The sequence below is a fragment of the Variovorax gracilis genome (assembly GCF_030317115.1).
In the GTDB taxonomy this organism is placed as follows: domain Bacteria; phylum Pseudomonadota; class Gammaproteobacteria; order Burkholderiales; family Burkholderiaceae_C; genus Variovorax; species Variovorax gracilis.
Window position 1 is genome coordinate 15,838 of sequence record NZ_JASZYF010000008.1, and the last position, 16,453, is coordinate 32,290.

Genomic DNA, 16,453 nt, shown 5'->3' on the forward strand with positions numbered 1-16,453 from the left:
AGCGAGAATGTTTCATGCGAATCCTCCTGATCGACGATGACGAGCATTTGGGCGCGCCGCTCGCCAGCTACTTCGCGCGCTTCGATTGCGTGCTCGACAGCGCCACCAGCCCGAGCGAAGGCCTCGCCAAGCTCCGCGCCGCGAACTACGACGCCGCCATCCTCGACGTGATGCTCCCCGAGATGGATGGTTTCGCGCTGTGCCGCGAGATCCGCAAGGAAAGCGACATCCCCATCGTCATGCTGACCGCCCGCGGCGACGTGATGGATCGCGTCGTCGGCCTCGAACTCGGCGCCGACGACTATCTTCCCAAGCCCTTCGAGCCACGCGAGCTGGTCGCGCGCGTGCAGACCATCTTGCGGCGCCAGCGCACCGTGCCCGCCGCCGTGCCGGTGCAACGCCGCGTGTTCGAAGGCCTGTCGATCGACCTGGACAAGCGCGAGGTGCTGCGCCAGGGCGAGCGCGTCGACCTGACAAGCACCGAGTTCGAGTTGCTGGCCCTGCTCGCGGACCAGCCCGGCAAGGTGTGGAGCCGCGACGACATCCTGAACCGCCTTCGCGGCCACGAGGCCGAACTCTACACACGCGCCGTCGACATCGTGGTGAGCCGGCTGCGCAAGAAGCTGGAGCCACTGGACTGCATCAAGACACTGCGCAACGCCGGCTACACACTGGCCGTCGGCCGGGGCGGACCGGCGTGAGAGCGGAACGAGGCCATCGCTGGCGTCACCGCTGGCGCCATTCCTTGCGCGTGCGCCTGATCATCGTGTTCGTGCTGCTTGCGTTGGCCATGACGGCGGTGTTCCTCGGCGGCATGCAGCGCGCCTTCTCCACCGGCTGGCGCGACGCGGCCCGACCGGTCGTCTCCGACTACATGGATCGCATCGTGGCCGAGCTCGGAACGCCGCCCGATGTGGCGCGAGCGCAGGCGCTGGTGACGCGGCTGCCGATCTCCATCCGCATCGAAGGCCCGAGCGTCAACTGGGACTCGCATCCCGACCGCCGCGCCCACGGCTTCGGTCCGCGCGGCGACTGGCTCAGCCGCACCACCGCCGACGGGCATCGCGTGAGCTTCGGCGTCGGCACCTTGCCCTGGCAGCGAGAACCGCAAGGCATCGGGTGGATCACGCTGGCCCTGCTGCTGGTGCTGATCGTGCTGGCCTATTCCTATGTACGCCGGTTGTTGAGGCCGCTCGACGACATCCGCGCCGGTGCCGAGCGATTCGGCCGCGGGGCCTTCGACGTGCCGATTCCGCTGCGCCGCCGCGACGAGCTGGGCGACCTGGCGCAGCGCATCAACACGATGGCGCGCGACATCCAGGGCATGCTCGACGCCAAGCGCGCGCTGCTGCTGGCACTGAGCCACGAGCTGCGCTCGCCGCTCACGCGCGCGCGGCTCAACGCCGAGTTGCTGCCCGCCACGCCTGACGGCGAGACCGAACGTGCCGCGCTCCTGCGCGACCTTGCCGAGATGCGCGACCTGATCACCGACCTGCTCGAAAGCGAGCGGCTCGCCAGTCCGCATGCGGCGCTGCACCGCGAGCCCGTCGATCTGGCCGCACTCATCCGGGAGACGGCGAACGAGCATCCCGAAGTCCAGCGCATCACGCTGGACTTCGCGGAAGACCTGCCGACGCTGCAACTGGACCGGTCGCGCATTCGCCTCCTCGTGCGCAACCTCCTCGACAACGCGCTGCGGCACGGCGCCGAGGCCGCGGAGCCGCCGCGCATCGCCCTGCGAAGGGCGGGGCAGGGCGTCGAACTGGAGGTGCGCGATTTCGGCCCTGGCGTGGATGCCGCGCAACTGGAGCGGCTGACCGAACCCTTCTACCGCACCGACAGTGCCCGCCAGCGCGCCACGGGCGGCGTCGGCCTCGGCATGTACCTCTGCCGGCTGGTCGCCGAGGCCCACGCCGGCACGTTCACCGTGCGCAACGCCAATCCGGGCCTCGCCGTCAACGTCGTGCTGCCTGCCGCCTGAAATCGCTCGGGCTGCCGCCCGTGTGCTCGCGGAACACGCGGCTGAAGTGGGAGAGATTGCTGAAGCCGGAGGACATGGCGATGTCCGTGATCGGACGCGCGGCGTTTGCCGGATCCTGCAGGTCGCGGATGCTGCAAGCCAGGCGCTGGTGGAGGATGTAGCCGGTCAGCGTGTCGTCGTCGCCCGCGAAGGCGTTGTGCAGATGGCGCTTGCTGCAGCGCAGCGCCTGGGCAATGCCCTCGATCGAGAGCGCGGGGTCGCGCAGGTGCTGCGCCACGTGCTGCCGGATGCGGTCCTTGAGCGCCTCGCGCTGGGTGCGTGGCGTGTCCTGCCCGGCCAGTTCCATCAGCGAGAGCCGCACGAGCTGGATGATGAGTTCGCCCGCGCCGCGCGCCGCCGCCTCGCTCATGTAGGGCAACTCCAGGTAGGTGTTGCGCATGGTTTCCAGCGCCACGCGCGAGATGCCACTGCCGCCGCCGACACGACGCGCCACCAGGTCGCCCAGCGGAAGTCCGGGCGCGGCGACCTGCTCCTTCGGCAGCATCACGATCAGGTGGTCGCTGCGCTCGGGGTTCGCGACCGTGTAGTCGGCCGTGGTGTCGTAGAGCGTCCAGCCGCCGGCACGCACGGCGGCTTCGCGGCCGCGCTGCGCCACTTCCGCCGAGCCTTGCCAAGGCGCGACGATCTTCAGATAGGCGGCTTCGCTGCTGCGAGCCATCTGCGGCGTGCGCAACACGCGATGCCGATTGGCTTCGAGGCGCGTGAGGATCACGTCGCCGGCATGGGAGGCCGCGAGATGCCCGTCGAAATCGCGGTCGCCGTACAGATCCGACTCGAGCCCGCCGAAGTGGCGCCACACCCACTCGCGCCAGACCGGCGCGCGTTCGCGCGGAGGGACGCCGTCGGTCGACAGGAGCAGGGACGCGGTCATAGGCTGGATCGTTGAAAGAGCTGCGCCTATTTTCCGGTGCGTGGCTCGTGCCCACGCTTGCGGGTTAACCACTACCGGCGTGCACGCTGCGACAACAGCTTTGTGCGCAGCGGGCACAGCGGCGGCGGAACATTCTTCCTACGATTCCAGGACCGGACGCACCTCGACGCCCGGAAAGGAGACCGTATGTTTCGCCACGCCAATCGCCGCCGCTGGATCCAGGGAACCGCTACCGCGCTCGGCGCCGCCGCCGTTGCGCCGCGCCTTTTCGCGCAGGGGGCGCCGGTGCGCATCGGCTACGCCATCGCCCGCACCGGCCCGTGGGCCGCGGGCGCGCAAGTCAGCCAGGAGCCCAACTACCTGCTGTGGGCCGAGCAGGTCAACGCCGCGGGCGGGCTCTCGGTCAAGGGCGCGAAGCGGCCTGTCGAGCTGATCGGCTACGACGATCGCAGCGAAACCGAAACCTGCGTGCGCACCTACGAGAAGCTCATGGGCAGCGACAAGGTCGATCTCATCCTGCCGCCCTGGGGCTCGGGCGCAAACTTCGCTGTGGCGCCGCTCGCCAATCGCTTCGGCTATCCGCTGCTGGCGCCCACTGCGCTCTCGCGCAAGCTGATCGACATGCACCTGCCCTACTTCTTCTCGCTGCTGCAGCAGCCCGACAAGATGATGGGCGCGCTGGTCGACCTGATGGTGGCGAACAACGTGAAGACCATCGCCATCGTCTACATGGACGATCTCTTCGGCCTGGAGAACTTCGCGGCGCTCAACAACGCGCTCAAGAAGACCAGCATCCAGGTGGTGGATCGCAAGAGCTATCCGCTCGGCGTCAAGGACCTGGCCCCCGTGCTGCGCACGATGAAGGACCTGAACCCCGACGCCTTCATCGGCATCACCTACCCGCCGGACACCATCCTCGCCAGCCGCCAGTCGCGCGAAGTCGGCTTCAATCCGAAGTACTTCTACGCCTCGGTCGGCACCGCCTTCCAGCTCTACAAGAACGTCATGGCGGGCAATGCCGAGGGCGTGATCGGCATGGGCTCGTGGAACGCCAACACCAGCCCCGAGGCCAAGGCCTACTTCGAAGCCCACAGCAAGAAGTTCGGCAAGGAGCCCGATCGCTGGGCGAGTGGCCATGCCTGGGCCGGACTCGAGATCCTGCAGCAGTCGGTGGGCAAGGTGGGGCTCGACCGCAAGGCGCTGCGTGAGCACATCGCGAAGAGCGAGTTCAAGACCATCCTGGGCCCGATCCGCTTCGACGGCAGCGAAAACGCCTCCATCCCCGGGACCGTGGCCCAGTGGCAGAACGGCGAGTTCGAGGTGGTCTGGCCCAAGGACCGTGCCACCGCGCAGCTGAAGCCGAAGCCGGCCTGGAAATAAGGTGTCGCTGAGTGGATGGGCCGAGCTGCTGGCCGGCGGATTGATCACGGGCGGCATCTATGCGCTCGTGGCGATCGGATTGAACCTGCAGTACGGCCTGATGCGCATCATGAACATCTCGCACGGCGAGTTCCTGATGCTCGGCGCCTTCCTGACCTGGTGGGCGCACACGACATGGGGCATCTCTCCCCTGGTGTTCCTGCCGGTGGCCTTTGCGGTGCTGATGCTCATCGGCATCGCGGTGCACTGGCTGTGCTTCAGGCAAGTCGCCGCGAAGGCGCCCAACGTGGACGTGTTCGAGGCCCGCAGCCTCATGGTCGGCTTCGGCCTGATGTTCTTCGTGCAGAACACGGCGCTCCTGATCTGGGGCGGTGACCTGCGCGGCTACGAGTACCTGGCGGAGCCGGTGCAGGTGGCCGACATGCGTTTCACCATCAACAAGCTGGTGCTGTGCGGCGTCGCGCTGGCGCTCAGTGTCGCGCTCATTGCATTGCTCAAGCTCACGCTGCTCGGCAAGGCCGTGCGGGCGCTGATGCAATCGCCCGTCGGTGCGCAGCTCGTCGGCATCAACACCCGGCGGCTGCATCCGCTGATGTTCGGCATCGGTCTGGGCCTGTCCGGCGTGGCGGGTGCGCTGCTGTCGATGACCTACGAGATCTCGCCCTCGATGGGTGAACCCTACACAGTGACGGCGCTCATCGTCATCACGCTGGGCGGCTTTGGCAGCATCGCGGGCAGTGTTGTCGGCGGATTGTTGCTGGGCGTGGTCGAAGCGCTGGGCATGCACTTCACGAGCCCCTCGCTCAAGATGCTGCTGTCGTACGCCGTGTTCATCGGCGTCCTGATCTGGCGGCCCAACGGATTGTTCTCGCGATGAAGGCACATCTGGCCAACAGGCCCTGGCTGACGCTGGGCATCGGGCTGGCACTCGCCGCGGCGCTGCCCTGGATCGCCTCCGATTTCGTGGCCTCGGTGGCCTTGAGCTGCCTCATGTACATCGCGCTCGCCACGAGCTGGTCGCTGTTCTGCGGCGCCACGCGCTACCTGTCACTCGCGACCTCGGCCTTCTTCGGGCTCGGAGCGTATTCGAGCGCGACCTTGCTGGATGTGCTGCCCTGGCCGCTCGTGATCCTGAGCGGCGCTGCCGTGGCGAGCGTGGTGGCCGTGGCCATGGGCGCGGCCGTGCTGCACCTTCGCGGCACCTACTTCGCAGTGTTGACCTTCGGCATGACGGAGCTGATCCGGCATGCCGTGACCTTCGTCGAGAAGCAGGTCTCGGGCACCGTGGGGCGCGTGCTCTCGGTGGTGCCGTCGAACGAGACGGTCTACCTGACGGTGCTTGCCATCGCGGGCGCGGCGATCGCCACCGCGATCGTCGTGAAGCGCAGCCGTTTCGGCCTCGCGCTCTCGGGCATCGGCGCCGACGAGCAGCGTGCGCAGACGCTGGGCGTCGATACGCGGCGCTACAAGATCGCCGGCTTCGCGCTGACGGCCGCCTTTGCCGGTGCCGTCGGCGCGGCGATGGCGGTGCGTTGGACCTACATCGAGCCGGCCGCGGTGTTCAGCCCCTTCATCGGCTTCCAGACCGTGCTGATCGCGTTGATCGGCGGCGCGGCCAGCATCGGCGGTCCCGTCGTCGCGGCGATCGTCTTCAGCCTGCTCGCCGAGACCCTGCGGCTGCAGTTGCCCTACGGGTACATGATGGTGCTCGGGCTGCTGCTGATCCTCTGCGTGATGTACCTGCCCAATGGGCTGGCGTCGCTATGGCAGCGCAAGGCCGCGCTGCGGGGGAGCGGCCATGACTGAAGCTCGGATGCTGGCAGCGATTCCCTTGCTCGAGGCCCGCGAAGTCACGGTGCGTTTCGGCGGCCTGACGGCCGTGGATGCCGTCAGCGCACGGCTTCATGCCGGTGAGCTGGTCGGCATCATCGGCCCGAACGGCGCGGGCAAGACCACCTTCTTCAACGCGATCTCGGGCGTGATCCCGCCGACAGCCGGCAAGCTGCTGGTGCAGGGCGCGGTCGACCTCACGGGCCGCGGTCCGCATCACTACGCCGCGCATGGCATCGCGCGCACCTTCCAGACGCCGCGCGTGATGGCCGACATGACGCTCACCGACAACGTGCGGTTCGGCATGCAGTTCGCGGGACGCCATCGCACACCCATCGCCGGGTTGCGCAGCGAGGGCGACATCCTCGACATGCTCGGCCTCTCCGCACTGGCCGACCGAATCGCGGCGGACGTGACGCCATCGCAGCAGCGACTGCTGGAGATCGGCATGGCGCTGGGCACCCGCCCGCGCGTGCTGCTGCTCGACGAAGTGGCCGCGGGCCTGACGGAAGCGGAAGTCGACGCGATGGCGCGCCGCATCCGCCGGCTGCGCGACGATCACGGGCTCACCGTGGTGTGGATCGAGCATGCGGTCACGACGCTGCTGAAGTACGTGGAGCGCGTGCTGGTGCTGCACCAGGGCCGCAAGATTGCCGACGGCACGCCGGCCGAAGTGGTGCGCAACGCCGAGGTGGTCGAGGCCTATCTGGGCGATGAGATGGAGGGCGCGGCATGAGTTCGAGCCAGCTCACCGTTCGCGGTCTGGCCGCGGGCTATCACGGCTTTCAAGTGCTGCAAGGGCTGGACCTCGATGTGCCGCCTGGCATCACCGTCGTGCTCGGGCCGAACGGCGCCGGCAAGACCACGCTGCTGAAGGCGCTCGCCGGGCTCCTGCCGCGCGAAGGCGAAGCGGTGCTCGACGGCGTGGCGCTGCCCTCGGGCGAGGCGACGGCCTGTGTGCGCAAGGGCCTGGCACTGGTGGCGGAGGGGCGGCAGCTCTTCCCGCAGATGACGGTCACCGAGAACCTGGAGCTCGGTGCATGGCTCTCGCCGCCGCGCCTGCGCAACGAACGGCTGGCCCGCGCCTTCGAGGATTTTCCGCGCCTCAAGGAGCGCGCCAGCCAGCTCGCCGGCACGATGAGCGGCGGCGAGCAGCAGATGGTGGCCGTTGCCCGCGCCATGATGAGCGGGCCGCGCCTGCTGATGCTGGACGAGCCCTCGCTCGGCCTCGCGCCCCGCATGGTCGATGAACTGCTTGCCATCGTGCGCCGCATCGCGGCCCAGGGCGTGACCGTGCTGATGGTCGAGCAGAACGTGCGCAAGGCGCTGCAGGCGGCCGACCGCGGCTACGTGCTGGAGCGCGGAAAGATCGTTGCTTCGGGCGAGGCGCGGGCGCTCTTGGACTCCGACGCGATCCGGAAAGCCTATCTCGGCGTCGCCTGAAACAACCATTCCCTTACTTCGAGGACCCATCGCATGACCACCATTTCCATGCTCATCAACGGTGAGCGGCGCCAGGCCGCAGGCGGCGCCAGCTTCGAGCGGCGCAATCCGCTCGACGGCGAAGTTGCCACGCGCGCACCTGCGGCGTCACCCGCCGATGCCATCGCGGCGGTCGAAGCCGCGCACGCCGCTTTCGCTGCATGGTCGCAGACCGGCCCCGGCGAGCGCCGCGCGCTGCTGCTGAAGGCGGCGCATGCACTCGAAGCCCGCACCGATGCCTTCGTGCAAGCCATGGCCCGTGAGACCGGCGCCTCGGCGATGTGGGCCGGCTTCAACGTCCACCTGGCCGCCGGCATCCTTACCGAAGCCGCCGCGTTGACGACGCAGATCAGTGGCGAGGTCATTCCATCCGACGTGCCCGGCAGCCTCGCGATGGGTGTGCGGCAGGCGGCCGGCGTGGTGCTCGGCATCGCACCCTGGAACGCGCCGGTGATCCTCGCCACTCGCGCCATCGCGACGCCGCTGGCCTGCGGCAATACGGTGGTGCTCAAGGGGTCGGAACTCTGCCCCGAGACGCACGCGCTCATCATCGACGCCCTGAACGAGGCCGGGCTGCCGCCCGGCGTGGTGAACTTCGTGACCAACGCGCCGACCGATGCGGGCGCCGTGGTCGAGGCCATGGTCGCGCATCCGGCGGTACGCCGCGTCAACTTCACGGGCTCCACGCGGGTGGGCCGGATCATCGCGCAAACCTGCGCCAAGTACCTCAAGCCCGTGGTGCTTGAACTCGGCGGCAAGGCGCCGCTGGTCGTGCTGGACGATGCAGACGTCGATGCCGCGGTGAACGCGGCTGCCTTCGGCGCTTTCGCCAACTCGGGACAGATCTGCATGTCGACCGAACGCATCGTGGTGGACGCGGCCATCGCCGACGAGTTCGTCGCCAAGTTCGCGGCCAAGGCCAAGAGCCTGCCGGTCGGCGACCCGCGCGAAGGCCCTGTCGTACTCGGCTCGGTCGTCGACGCGAGCACGGTGACGCGCTGCAACGCGCTCATCGACGACGCGCTCGCCAAGGGCGCCAGGCTGGTGTGCGGCGGCCGCGCCGAAAGCACGCTGATGCCGGCCACCGTGCTCGACCATGTCACGTCCGACATGCTGATCTACCGCGAGGAATCCTTCGGGCCGGTGAAGGCGGTGGTGCGTGTCGACGGTGTGGAGCAGGCCATCGCGACAGCCAACGACAACGAGTTCGGCCTTTCTTCCGCTGTGTTCGGCCGCGACGTTGCGCGCGCCTGGAATGTCGCGCGCCGCATCGAGGCTGGCATCTGTCACGTCAATGGACCCACGGTGCACGACGAGGCGCAGATGCCGTTCGGCGGCGTCAAGGCGTCGGGCTACGGCCGCTTCGGCGGCAAGGCGGGCGTGGAAGCCTTTACCGAGCTGCGCTGGATCACGGTGCAGACCACGCCGCGGCATTACCCCTTCTGACGGCCTGCTGCTTGTCGCCTTCGCTACCGGCGCGCGCAGAGGCCGGGGCTACGATGCGGCTGCCCCAGACAGCCCTTCCAGGAGACACGAGCATGAGCAGCAGCACCCTCACCAATCACCAGGTCCGCCTCGCCAAGCGCCCCGAAGGCATGGCCACGCGTGACAACTGGCAGTTCACCACCGAGCCGGCGGGAGAGCCGGCCGAAGGCGGCGTCCTCGTCAAGACGCTGTCGCTCTCGCTCGACCCCGCCATGCGCGGCTGGATGAACGAGGGCAAGAGCTACATCCCGCCGGTCGAGATCGGCGCCGTCATGCGCGCCGGTGGCGTGGGACGCGTCGCCGCCTCGCGCAACCCGGCATTCGCGGTCGGCGACATCGTGTACGGCACGCTCGGCGTGCAGGAGTACGCCTTGATCCCGCAAGAAGAAATCAAGCGCAGCGGCCTGTCGAAGATCGACCTGAATGCCGGGTCGATCACGCAATGGCTCAATGTGTTGGGCATGCCGGGCATGACCGGCTACTTCGGCCTGATGGACATCGGCCAGCCGCAGCCCGGCGAGACGGTGCTGGTCTCTGGTGCTGCCGGCGCGGTGGGCCAGACGGTCGGCCAGCTCGCGAAGATCAAGGGCTGCCGCGCGGTCGGCATCGCCGGCGGCCAGGCCAAGTGCGAGTGGGTGGTGAAGGAGCTGGGCTTCGACGCCTGCATCGACTACAAGGCCGGGCCCGCCGCCGTGCGCGAAGGCCTGAAGACGCATTGCCCGAAGGGCGTGGACATCTACTTCGACAACGTGGGCGGCGAGATCCTCGACGCAGCGCTCGCCAAGCTCGCGCGCGGTGCCCGCATCATCATCTGCGGTGCGATCAGCCAGTACAACAACACCACGCCGGTGCAGGGTCCGAAGAACTACCTGAGCCTGCTGGTGAACCGGGCACGCATGCAGGGCATGGTGGTGTTCGACTACGCCGATCGCTACCACCTGGCGGTGGCCGAGATGTCGGGCTATCTCAAGGATGGCTGCATGAAGAGCCGTGAGGATGTGGTCGAAGGCATCGACACCTTCCCCGAGGCCCTGACGAAGCTTTTCACGGGCGAGAACTTCGGCAAGCTGGTGCTCAAAGTCGCGGACTGAGGGTTGCCCTCCAGGCCGGCTAGGCCTTGGCCCGGGTGCCCATCACCGCGGCCGAGATGATGAGGACGGCGGCGAGCGCGATGGTCCAGCTCAACGGCCGTTGCGTCACGATCAGCAGCAGCGCCGTCGATGCCAGCGGCGTGATGTAGCTCAGGATGCCGATCTGCCGCGCGTCGCCGCGCTTGAGCGCCATGTCCCAGAAGAAGAAGGCCGCGCCGAGCGGGCCGAGGCCGCACAGCGTGACGAGCAGCCAGTCGCGCGACGAGAGCGCGGCCGAAGGCTCCAGCAGTGCATGGCACAGCAGCGAAAGCGCGCCCGAGACCAGCCCGAACAGCCCGATCGCCGTGGTCGGAAAGGCCGGTACGCGCTGCGTCCACAGCGAGTAGCTGGCCCAGATGAAGGCCGAACCCAGCGCGGGCACGAATCCCCAGTAGTTGCCATCGGCGCTTGTGGATGCACCGCTGCGCGCGCCGAGGATCGCAATGGCCGCGCCCGCAAAGCCCAGCAGCGCAGCCACCACGTGCAGCGGGCGCAGCGACACGCCCGGCAGCAGCACCGGCGCCAGCACCACCATGAAAAGGGGCCACAGATAGTTGACGAGGTTGGCCTCGACCGGCGGCGCATTTCGCAGCGCGATGAACAGCAGGAAATGGAAGCCGAAGAGCCCGTAGACACCCAGCGCGAGCGTGCGCGCCGGCACGGCCCACGCGATGCGATTGCGCAGCACCAGCGGCCAGCTCATGGCGCTGCCGATCACCAGCGCGAGCCCGGTGAGCAGGAAGGGCGGCAGGTGCGAAAGCGAAGTGCCCAGCGAGGCGAGCGTGGCCCAGAGTGCGATGGCGGCGAGGGCGTTCAGCGTGGAAGACATGGCGCCCGAGCTTAAGCGGGCCGGTCGTCGCGCAACGCCGGTCGATCGTCGCGCCGCGACGATTCGGCCGGGTCAGCCGTGGCGGCTGGCGGCTCTGCGCAACGCGGCGGTCAATGCCGAAGGCGAGCGATAGCCCGTGCGGCGCGCCGTTTCGGCCACGGCCATTCCGCTGGCGCGTAACTGCCTCGCATGCGCCAGCCGCTGCGTGCGCAGCCAGTGCATGGCACTCACGCCCAACTCGTCGCGGCAGCGCTGCGCGAACTGACTGGGGCTGAGGCAGGCGACCGCGGCGAGGTCCGCCACGCCGAGCGGCCGATGCCAGCGCGCTTGCGCCCAAGTGGACAGTGCTCGCCAATCGATGGTGCGTCCGCGTGCATTCGGCACGTACGGGCCCCAGGCCTCCAGCAACAGGCCCTGCGCGTGATGAAGCGCCATGGCGGGTGGCGAAGGCTGCGCGAGGCAATCCGCCAGGTAGCGAGCCAGCGACAGCACCTGCGGGGCCACCGGCGAGCGCTCGGCGCACCGCGCCCACAGCGCCTGGGAGGTGTCGAGCACGAGGCAACGGCTGCCGTTCTTCGACTCGAAATCGTGACTGTCGCCAGGCTTCACGACCCAGCCATCACCGGCGCCGATGCGGCGACCACGGCCTTCGACCTCCAGCTCCAGCACGCCGTCGAGGCCCACCAGCACCTGGAAGTGATCGTGCGCATGGCTCCCGCGCGAGCCACCGTAGCGGCGCAGCGAGAGGCCGGGCGAAAGAGATGAAGGGTCGTGAGGCTGCATGGCGAGCCGGCGATTTTCCTCGCCTCGCCAGCGTCTGTCACCCCAGGCGCAAGAGCAGCGCCGACACGCCGCACACCAGCAGGAACGGAATGCTGATGCGGTGAAACTCGCGCAGCCCATTCGGCAGTTTCGCGAGGCGCAGTGCGATCAGGTTGGCGAGCGAGCCCAGCACGCAGCCGAAGCCGCCCACGCTCACACCCGCCGCCAGGGCGGGCAGGTCATGCACGAAGCCGTCGAGCAGGATGGTGGCCGGCACGTTGCTGATGAATTGCGAGGTGACGATGGCCGCCAGGTATGCGCGCCAGCCTTCGCCGATCGGCAATTGGCCGAGCAGCGTGGCGATGGCCGGGAGCTCGGCCAGTTGCCGCAGGTCCACGAACATCAGCGCAATGATCGCGAGCAGGGCCCAGTCCACGCCGAGCAGCACGCGCGGACGCAGCAGCAGGAAGGCGCCGAACACGGCCGCCAGTCCGGCGAGCATCCAGCGCTGGTCGAGCGCAATGACGAAGCCGACGAAAAGCACACCCGACAGGGCCAGCAGGCGAGGCTCCTGCGGGGCGGCTTCGCTCGACGGCTTCAGCGTGATCGGCGCGCGCGGCACCAGGAAGCGGATGGCCGCGAAGAGCCAGAACAGCATCACCGCCACGGTCGGCGCCATCATGGCCATGAAGCCGAAGAAGCTCTCGCCAGAACGGTGCCAGAGGAAGAGGTTCTGCGGATTGCCGATCGGCGTCAGTGCCGAGCCCGCGTTGACAGCCAGGGCCTCGATGACCACCAGCCGCGCCAGCGGCAGATGCGCCTGCGTCGCCAGCACGCGCGTCAGCGGCACCAGCAGGAACAGGCTGACGTCGTTGGTCACCAGCGCCGACAACACGGCCGCACTCGCCGCCAGAAGAAAGACCAGGTTGCGCAGCTCGGTCGTGCGCGACAGCAGCCTCGCCGCGGCGGCCTGCAGCATGCCGCTGCGCTCCACGCCCTGCGTGATCGCCAGCAGGCCTGCCAGTGCGCCGACGGTCTGCCAGTCCACCAGCCGGAGGTAGTCCATCGGTGCGCGCGGCCGCACCACCGCGAAGACGACGGCCGCCGCCAGCAGCACCCACAGCAGGCCGTTGCCGCCGCCGTGTTCGGCTTCGGCCGGGGCCGCGTCAGCGGGCGTCGAGTTCACGCAGCTCGCGCTTGAGCACCTTGCCGATCGCACTGCGCGGCAGTTCGTCGATGAACTGCAGGCGCGCGAGCCTCTGCGTCTTGCCCAACTGGGCGTTGGCCCATTGCAGGATCGCCTCGGCCGTCGTGTCATCGCCGGCTCGCCGCACCACGAAGGCCACCGGCGTTTCGCCCCATTGCTCCGACGGCACGCCGATCACCGCGGCGTCCGCGACCGATCCATGGCCGCGCAGCACCGCCTCGAGGTCGCTCGGGTAGATATTGAATCCGCCGCTGATGATCATGTCCTTCTTGCGATCGAACAGCGTGAGAAAGCCATCGTCGTCGAAACGGCCGACGTCGCCGGTACGGATGAAGCGCTTGCCGGCGGGGTCGAACCATTCGGCTTCGCGCGTCTTGCCCGGCTGTCCGTGGTAGCCGACCATCATGCCGGCCGAGTGGCCCACGACTTCGCCGGCCTCGCCGCGCGCGACTTCCTTGCCGGCCTCGTCGATCAGCCGGATGTCGCTGCCTTCGGCCGGGCGGCCGACGGTGTGCAGCTTGTCCGGATGCAGGTGGGCTTCGAGGATGCAGGTGCCGCCGCCTTCGGTCATGCCGTAGAACTCGATCAGGCCGCCGGGCCAGCGCGCGAGCACGTCGGCCTTCAGGGCCGCGTTGAACGGAGCGCTGGTGCTGAACTTGAACCGGAAGCTGGACAGATCGTGAGCGCCGAAATCCGCATGCGCCATCAGCCGCTGGTATTGCACCGGTACCAGCATCGTGTGGGTCACGCGATGGCGCTGCGCCAGCTTCAGGTAGCCGCCCGCGTCGAACTTGGGCATCAGCACGACGCAGCCGCCGAAGGCGATGGTCGGGAAGAACACGACCAGGGTGGTGTTGGAGTAGAGCGGCGTCGACAGCAATGTGACCGTCTCGGGACCGTACTCGTAGCTGGCGCCGCGCTTCACGTGTGCCCAACGCATGCCGTGGCCCTGCACGATGCCCTTGGGCTCGCCCGTGGTACCGGACGAATAGATGATGTTGAAGGGCCAGGCGGGTTGCGGATCGACCGAGGCAGGGCGGGCGCCCGCCGGTGCGAGCCAGGCTTCGACATCGCGTCCAGCCGCTGAACCGTCGAGGGCGACGCGCGGGATGGCGCCTTCCGCCGCCGGACCAATGACTTCGGCCGCCGCGGCATCGACGAAGAGCACGCGCGCCCCGGCGTCCTCGATCATCCGCGCGAGGCTGGCCGGCGTGGAGCCCGGCGCCAGCGGCGCGACCGCGATGCCCGCGCGCAGCGCGCCGAGGAAGACCGCCGCGTAATGCACGCTCGATGCGGCGCAGATCGCAATCGCGTCACCCGGTGCGAGGCCGTCGCGTTGCAGGCTGGCGGCGACGCGGTCCATGAGCGCGTCCAGTTCCCCGTAGCTCAGTGCGTGCGAGGCATCGGCCAGCGCAGGCTTCGCCGGGCGCTGCTGTGCATGGATGCGGATCAGGTCGGCAATCACGCCGAAGTCGCGGTCGATGGCCGCCTCGAAGGAAGTCATGGCTGAAGGCTCGGAAAAGGATGAAGCGTCGGGGATGGGCAATGTGGCGGCGCTAGGTTAGCCGATGCGAGAACGATTGGATGTCGCCACGTTGCCTGCCACGCCGTGCGCTTTCGAAAAAAATCCATGGGAATTGTCTGATTTGATCGGGCGAACGAGATATTTACTGCGCTTCTGGGAATATTTCTTGTTGCATCCAAGACTGTTCTCATTGGCAGTTCAATTGCGTCTGAATCGCGATGAACTATGGTTCAATGCCCTTCCTCCTGACAAAGCCAGACGGAATTCGCGCTCTTCGGGCATTTCTTTCATGTTCGATGAGCGTCATGAATTGGAATTTCGCGCCTCATTGGATGTTGAGCGCTTTATTGGAGGGGGAGCATCTGCCTGCGGGCGGGTGATGCGAGTGACATTGCAGGGATCAATAACATGACAAATACAAGTCGTGAATCCATCGAGCAACGGGTCGTCGAGCTATTCGGCGAAACGACCAGGCTCGATGTGGCGCAATTCCGGTCGGAATTGCTGCTGGCCGACACGGGCATAGATTCGCTCGGATTGGTTGAGCTCATCTTCGCAATCGAGGACGAGTATGACATTTCCATTCCATTCAATGCGAACGAGCAGGGCCGTCCCGATGCCGCTTTCGCGTCGGTGGGGCAATTGCTGGAGCAGGTGGTCAGCCTCGTCCAATCCAAGCATTCCGATTCGGCCGTCGCCGCATGAATCGCGTCGTCGTGACCGGCCGCGGCGTGCTGTCGGCCATCGGCCGCGGCGTGCCTGCCTTTTCGGAGGCGCTGCGCGCGGGCATCCAGGGCATCGTTCCGATCGAGGGCCTGCCGATCAAGGTCGCGGCCCCGGTGACCGGCTTTGATTCGTCGGCGGAATTCAGCGCGGGCGAACTGGCCTTCCTCGACCGCTCGGTGCAGTTCGCGCTGCTGAGCGCGCGGGAGGCCGTGGCGGAAAGCGGCCTGGCCATCTCCCCGGGCCTGGGGCCGCGCACTGCAGTGATCGTGGGGGTGGCCTCGGGCAACATCTGCAGCCTCGAGGAGTCCTACCGGTCCAACCTGGTGGACGGGCGCCGGCGGCTGCCGCCGTTCACGGTCCCGAAGATCATGGCCAATTCGCCGGCCAGCCACATCAGCATGGCCTTCGGCGTGACCGGCCCCGCCTTCGTCGTCTCCACGGCCTGCGCGTCTTCTGCCTATGCCGTCGGCTTGGGCTTGCAGATGATCCGCTCGGGCATCGTGGACGTTGCCATCGTCGGCGGCACCGAGGCGAGCCTCGTCGACGGCAATCTCAAGGGCTGGGATTCGCTGCGCGTCCTGGCGCCCGACACCTGCCGGCCGTTCTCCAGGGGTCGCCGCGGGCTGGTGCTGGGCGAGGGCGCGGCAACGCTGGTCCTCGAATCGCTGGCACATGCGCGCCAACGCAGTGCGCCCATCTTCGGCGAGATCCGCGGCTATGCGCTGACCTCCGATGCGCATCACGTTCTCAGCCCCTCGACCGATGGACAGGCCGATGCCATCCGTCACTGCCTCCGCGACGCGCAGATGAACGCCGAGGAACTCGTCTACATCAACGCCCACGGGACTGCCACCGCGGCCAACGACATCGCCGAGACGCGCGCGCTGCAAATGGCACTGGGCAAGACGGTGGAGCGGCTGCAGGTGTCGTCGACCAAGTCCATGCATGGCCACACGCTGGGCGCCGCCGGCGTCATCGAGTTGCTGGCCACGCTGGTGGGGTTGCAGGAACGCTTTGCGCCGCCGACCTTGAACTTCGTCGAACCCGATCCGGAGTGCGACCTGAACTGCGTGCCCAACCAGGCGCAGGCGCTGGGCAGGGGGCTCTGCGCGCTCAGCAACTCCTTCGCCTTTGGCGGGCACAACGCCGTCCTGGCGGTCGCTTCGGCGGCAGCCGTCTGATCGG

The 16,453-nt window shown here is 68.1% G+C and carries 17 protein-coding genes; 12 read left to right on the forward strand and 5 right to left on the reverse strand.

Annotation, left to right across the window (positions count from 1 at the left end; all coding sequences use genetic code 11):
* Positions 1–14: 14 nt before the first annotated feature.
* Together QTH97_RS16945 and QTH97_RS16950 are read left to right on the forward strand one after the other, a co-directional pair.
* Positions 15–701 carry a response regulator transcription factor gene (locus QTH97_RS16945; protein ID WP_286569516.1) on the forward strand — a complete coding sequence of 229 codons (687 nt, stop codon included), beginning with the start codon at positions 15–17 and terminating at the stop codon, positions 699–701.
* Positions 698–1,981, forward strand: coding sequence for a HAMP domain-containing sensor histidine kinase (locus QTH97_RS16950; protein WP_286569518.1), 1,284 nt, complete (start codon positions 698–700; stop codon positions 1,979–1,981). The genes QTH97_RS16945 and QTH97_RS16950 overlap by 4 nt, the downstream gene beginning before the upstream one ends.
* Here the strand turns inward: QTH97_RS16950 and QTH97_RS16955 are convergent.
* On the reverse strand, positions 1,956–2,912 hold the full coding sequence (locus tag QTH97_RS16955) for an AraC-like ligand-binding domain-containing protein (RefSeq protein WP_286569519.1): 957 nt from the start codon (positions 2,910–2,912) through the stop codon (positions 1,956–1,958). The genes QTH97_RS16950 and QTH97_RS16955 overlap by 26 nt on opposite strands.
* Before the next feature lie 186 nt (positions 2,913–3,098).
* Between QTH97_RS16955 and QTH97_RS16960 the strand changes: the two genes are divergently transcribed.
* From QTH97_RS16960 to QTH97_RS16990, 7 genes are all read left to right on the forward strand, one after another.
* Positions 3,099–4,292 (forward strand): amino acid ABC transporter substrate-binding protein, encoded by a 1,194-nt coding sequence (locus QTH97_RS16960; RefSeq protein ID WP_286569520.1) that lies wholly within the window; start codon positions 3,099–3,101, stop codon positions 4,290–4,292.
* A 1-nt stretch (position 4,293) separates the two neighbouring features.
* Positions 4,294–5,169: a branched-chain amino acid ABC transporter permease gene (locus QTH97_RS16965; RefSeq protein WP_286569522.1), complete on the forward strand. Its 876-nt coding sequence runs from the start codon at positions 4,294–4,296 to the stop codon at positions 5,167–5,169.
* Positions 5,166–6,098 (forward strand): branched-chain amino acid ABC transporter permease, encoded by a 933-nt coding sequence (locus tag QTH97_RS16970; protein ID WP_286569524.1) that lies wholly within the window; start codon positions 5,166–5,168, stop codon positions 6,096–6,098. The genes QTH97_RS16965 and QTH97_RS16970 overlap by 4 nt, the downstream gene beginning before the upstream one ends.
* On the forward strand, positions 6,091–6,858 hold the full coding sequence (locus QTH97_RS16975; RefSeq protein ID WP_286569525.1) for an ABC transporter ATP-binding protein: 768 nt from the start codon (positions 6,091–6,093) through the stop codon (positions 6,856–6,858). Before QTH97_RS16970 ends, QTH97_RS16975 begins: the two co-directional genes overlap by 8 nt.
* Positions 6,855–7,565 carry an ABC transporter ATP-binding protein gene (locus QTH97_RS16980; RefSeq protein WP_286569526.1) on the forward strand — a complete coding sequence of 237 codons (711 nt, stop codon included), beginning with the start codon at positions 6,855–6,857 and terminating at the stop codon, positions 7,563–7,565. Before QTH97_RS16975 ends, QTH97_RS16980 begins: the two co-directional genes overlap by 4 nt.
* A 33-nt stretch (positions 7,566–7,598) precedes the next feature.
* On the forward strand, positions 7,599–9,050 hold the full coding sequence (locus QTH97_RS16985) for an aldehyde dehydrogenase (RefSeq protein WP_286569527.1): 1,452 nt from the start codon (positions 7,599–7,601) through the stop codon (positions 9,048–9,050).
* Positions 9,051–9,142: 92 nt separating this feature from the next.
* Positions 9,143–10,180: an NADP-dependent oxidoreductase gene (locus QTH97_RS16990; protein WP_286569529.1), complete on the forward strand. Its 1,038-nt coding sequence runs from the start codon at positions 9,143–9,145 to the stop codon at positions 10,178–10,180.
* A 19-nt stretch (positions 10,181–10,199) separates the two neighbouring features.
* On the opposite strand, the gene QTH97_RS16995 is transcribed toward QTH97_RS16990, so the two are convergent.
* From QTH97_RS16995 to QTH97_RS17010, 4 genes are all read right to left on the reverse strand, one after another.
* Positions 10,200–11,048, reverse strand: coding sequence for a DMT family transporter (locus QTH97_RS16995; RefSeq protein WP_286569531.1), 849 nt, complete (start codon positions 11,046–11,048; stop codon positions 10,200–10,202).
* A 72-nt stretch (positions 11,049–11,120) separates the two neighbouring features.
* Positions 11,121–11,831 (reverse strand): helix-turn-helix domain-containing protein, encoded by a 711-nt coding sequence (locus tag QTH97_RS17000; RefSeq protein WP_286569534.1) that lies wholly within the window; start codon positions 11,829–11,831, stop codon positions 11,121–11,123.
* Positions 11,832–11,868: 37 nt separating this feature from the next.
* A complete protein-coding gene (locus tag QTH97_RS17005; RefSeq protein WP_286569536.1) occupies positions 11,869–12,996 on the reverse strand; it encodes an SLC13 family permease in 1,128 nt (375 codons plus the stop codon).
* Entirely contained in the window at positions 12,977–14,521 is a 1,545-nt protein-coding gene (locus tag QTH97_RS17010) for a class I adenylate-forming enzyme family protein (protein ID WP_286569538.1), read from the reverse strand. Before QTH97_RS17010 ends, QTH97_RS17005 begins: the two co-directional genes overlap by 20 nt.
* Positions 14,522–14,597: 76 nt before the next feature.
* Here QTH97_RS17010 and QTH97_RS17015 point away from each other — a divergent pair, with 76 nt between their 5' ends.
* From QTH97_RS17015 to QTH97_RS17025, 3 genes are read left to right on the forward strand one after another with little or no spacing between them, the layout of a single operon-like run.
* Positions 14,598–14,954, forward strand: a complete 357-nt coding sequence (locus QTH97_RS17015; RefSeq protein WP_286569539.1) for a hypothetical protein — start codon at positions 14,598–14,600, stop codon at positions 14,952–14,954.
* Complete coding sequence (locus QTH97_RS17020) at positions 14,951–15,247, forward strand: acyl carrier protein (RefSeq protein WP_286569541.1); 297 nt, start codon at positions 14,951–14,953, stop codon at positions 15,245–15,247. Before QTH97_RS17015 ends, QTH97_RS17020 begins: the two co-directional genes overlap by 4 nt.
* A complete protein-coding gene (locus tag QTH97_RS17025) occupies positions 15,244–16,449 on the forward strand; it encodes a beta-ketoacyl-[acyl-carrier-protein] synthase family protein (protein ID WP_286569543.1) in 1,206 nt (401 codons plus the stop codon). The genes QTH97_RS17020 and QTH97_RS17025 overlap by 4 nt, the downstream gene beginning before the upstream one ends.
* Positions 16,450–16,453: the final 4 nt, after the last annotated feature.

What these genes read in the sequence shown, in the direction of transcription:
- QTH97_RS16945 (WP_286569516.1), top strand. Translation starts at nt 15, where the DNA reads ATGCGAATCCTCCTGATCGACGATGACGAGCATTTGGGCGCGCCGCTC.
- QTH97_RS16955 (WP_286569519.1), bottom strand. Translation starts at nt 2,912, where the DNA reads ATGACCGCGTCCCTGCTCCTGTCGACCGACGGCGTCCCTCCGCGCGAA.
- QTH97_RS16960 (WP_286569520.1), top strand. Translation starts at nt 3,099, where the DNA reads ATGTTTCGCCACGCCAATCGCCGCCGCTGGATCCAGGGAACCGCTACC.
- QTH97_RS16970 (WP_286569524.1), top strand. Translation starts at nt 5,166, where the DNA reads ATGAAGGCACATCTGGCCAACAGGCCCTGGCTGACGCTGGGCATCGGG.
- QTH97_RS16975 (WP_286569525.1), top strand. Translation starts at nt 6,091, where the DNA reads ATGACTGAAGCTCGGATGCTGGCAGCGATTCCCTTGCTCGAGGCCCGC.
- QTH97_RS16980 (WP_286569526.1), top strand. Translation starts at nt 6,855, where the DNA reads ATGAGTTCGAGCCAGCTCACCGTTCGCGGTCTGGCCGCGGGCTATCAC.
- QTH97_RS16985 (WP_286569527.1), top strand. Translation starts at nt 7,599, where the DNA reads ATGACCACCATTTCCATGCTCATCAACGGTGAGCGGCGCCAGGCCGCA.
- QTH97_RS16990 (WP_286569529.1), top strand. Translation starts at nt 9,143, where the DNA reads ATGAGCAGCAGCACCCTCACCAATCACCAGGTCCGCCTCGCCAAGCGC.
- QTH97_RS16995 (WP_286569531.1), bottom strand. Translation starts at nt 11,048, where the DNA reads ATGTCTTCCACGCTGAACGCCCTCGCCGCCATCGCACTCTGGGCCACG.
- QTH97_RS17000 (WP_286569534.1), bottom strand. Translation starts at nt 11,831, where the DNA reads ATGCAGCCTCACGACCCTTCATCTCTTTCGCCCGGCCTCTCGCTGCGC.
- QTH97_RS17010 (WP_286569538.1), bottom strand. Translation starts at nt 14,521, where the DNA reads ATGACTTCCTTCGAGGCGGCCATCGACCGCGACTTCGGCGTGATTGCC.
- QTH97_RS17020 (WP_286569541.1), top strand. Translation starts at nt 14,951, where the DNA reads ATGACAAATACAAGTCGTGAATCCATCGAGCAACGGGTCGTCGAGCTA.
- QTH97_RS17025 (WP_286569543.1), top strand. Translation starts at nt 15,244, where the DNA reads ATGAATCGCGTCGTCGTGACCGGCCGCGGCGTGCTGTCGGCCATCGGC.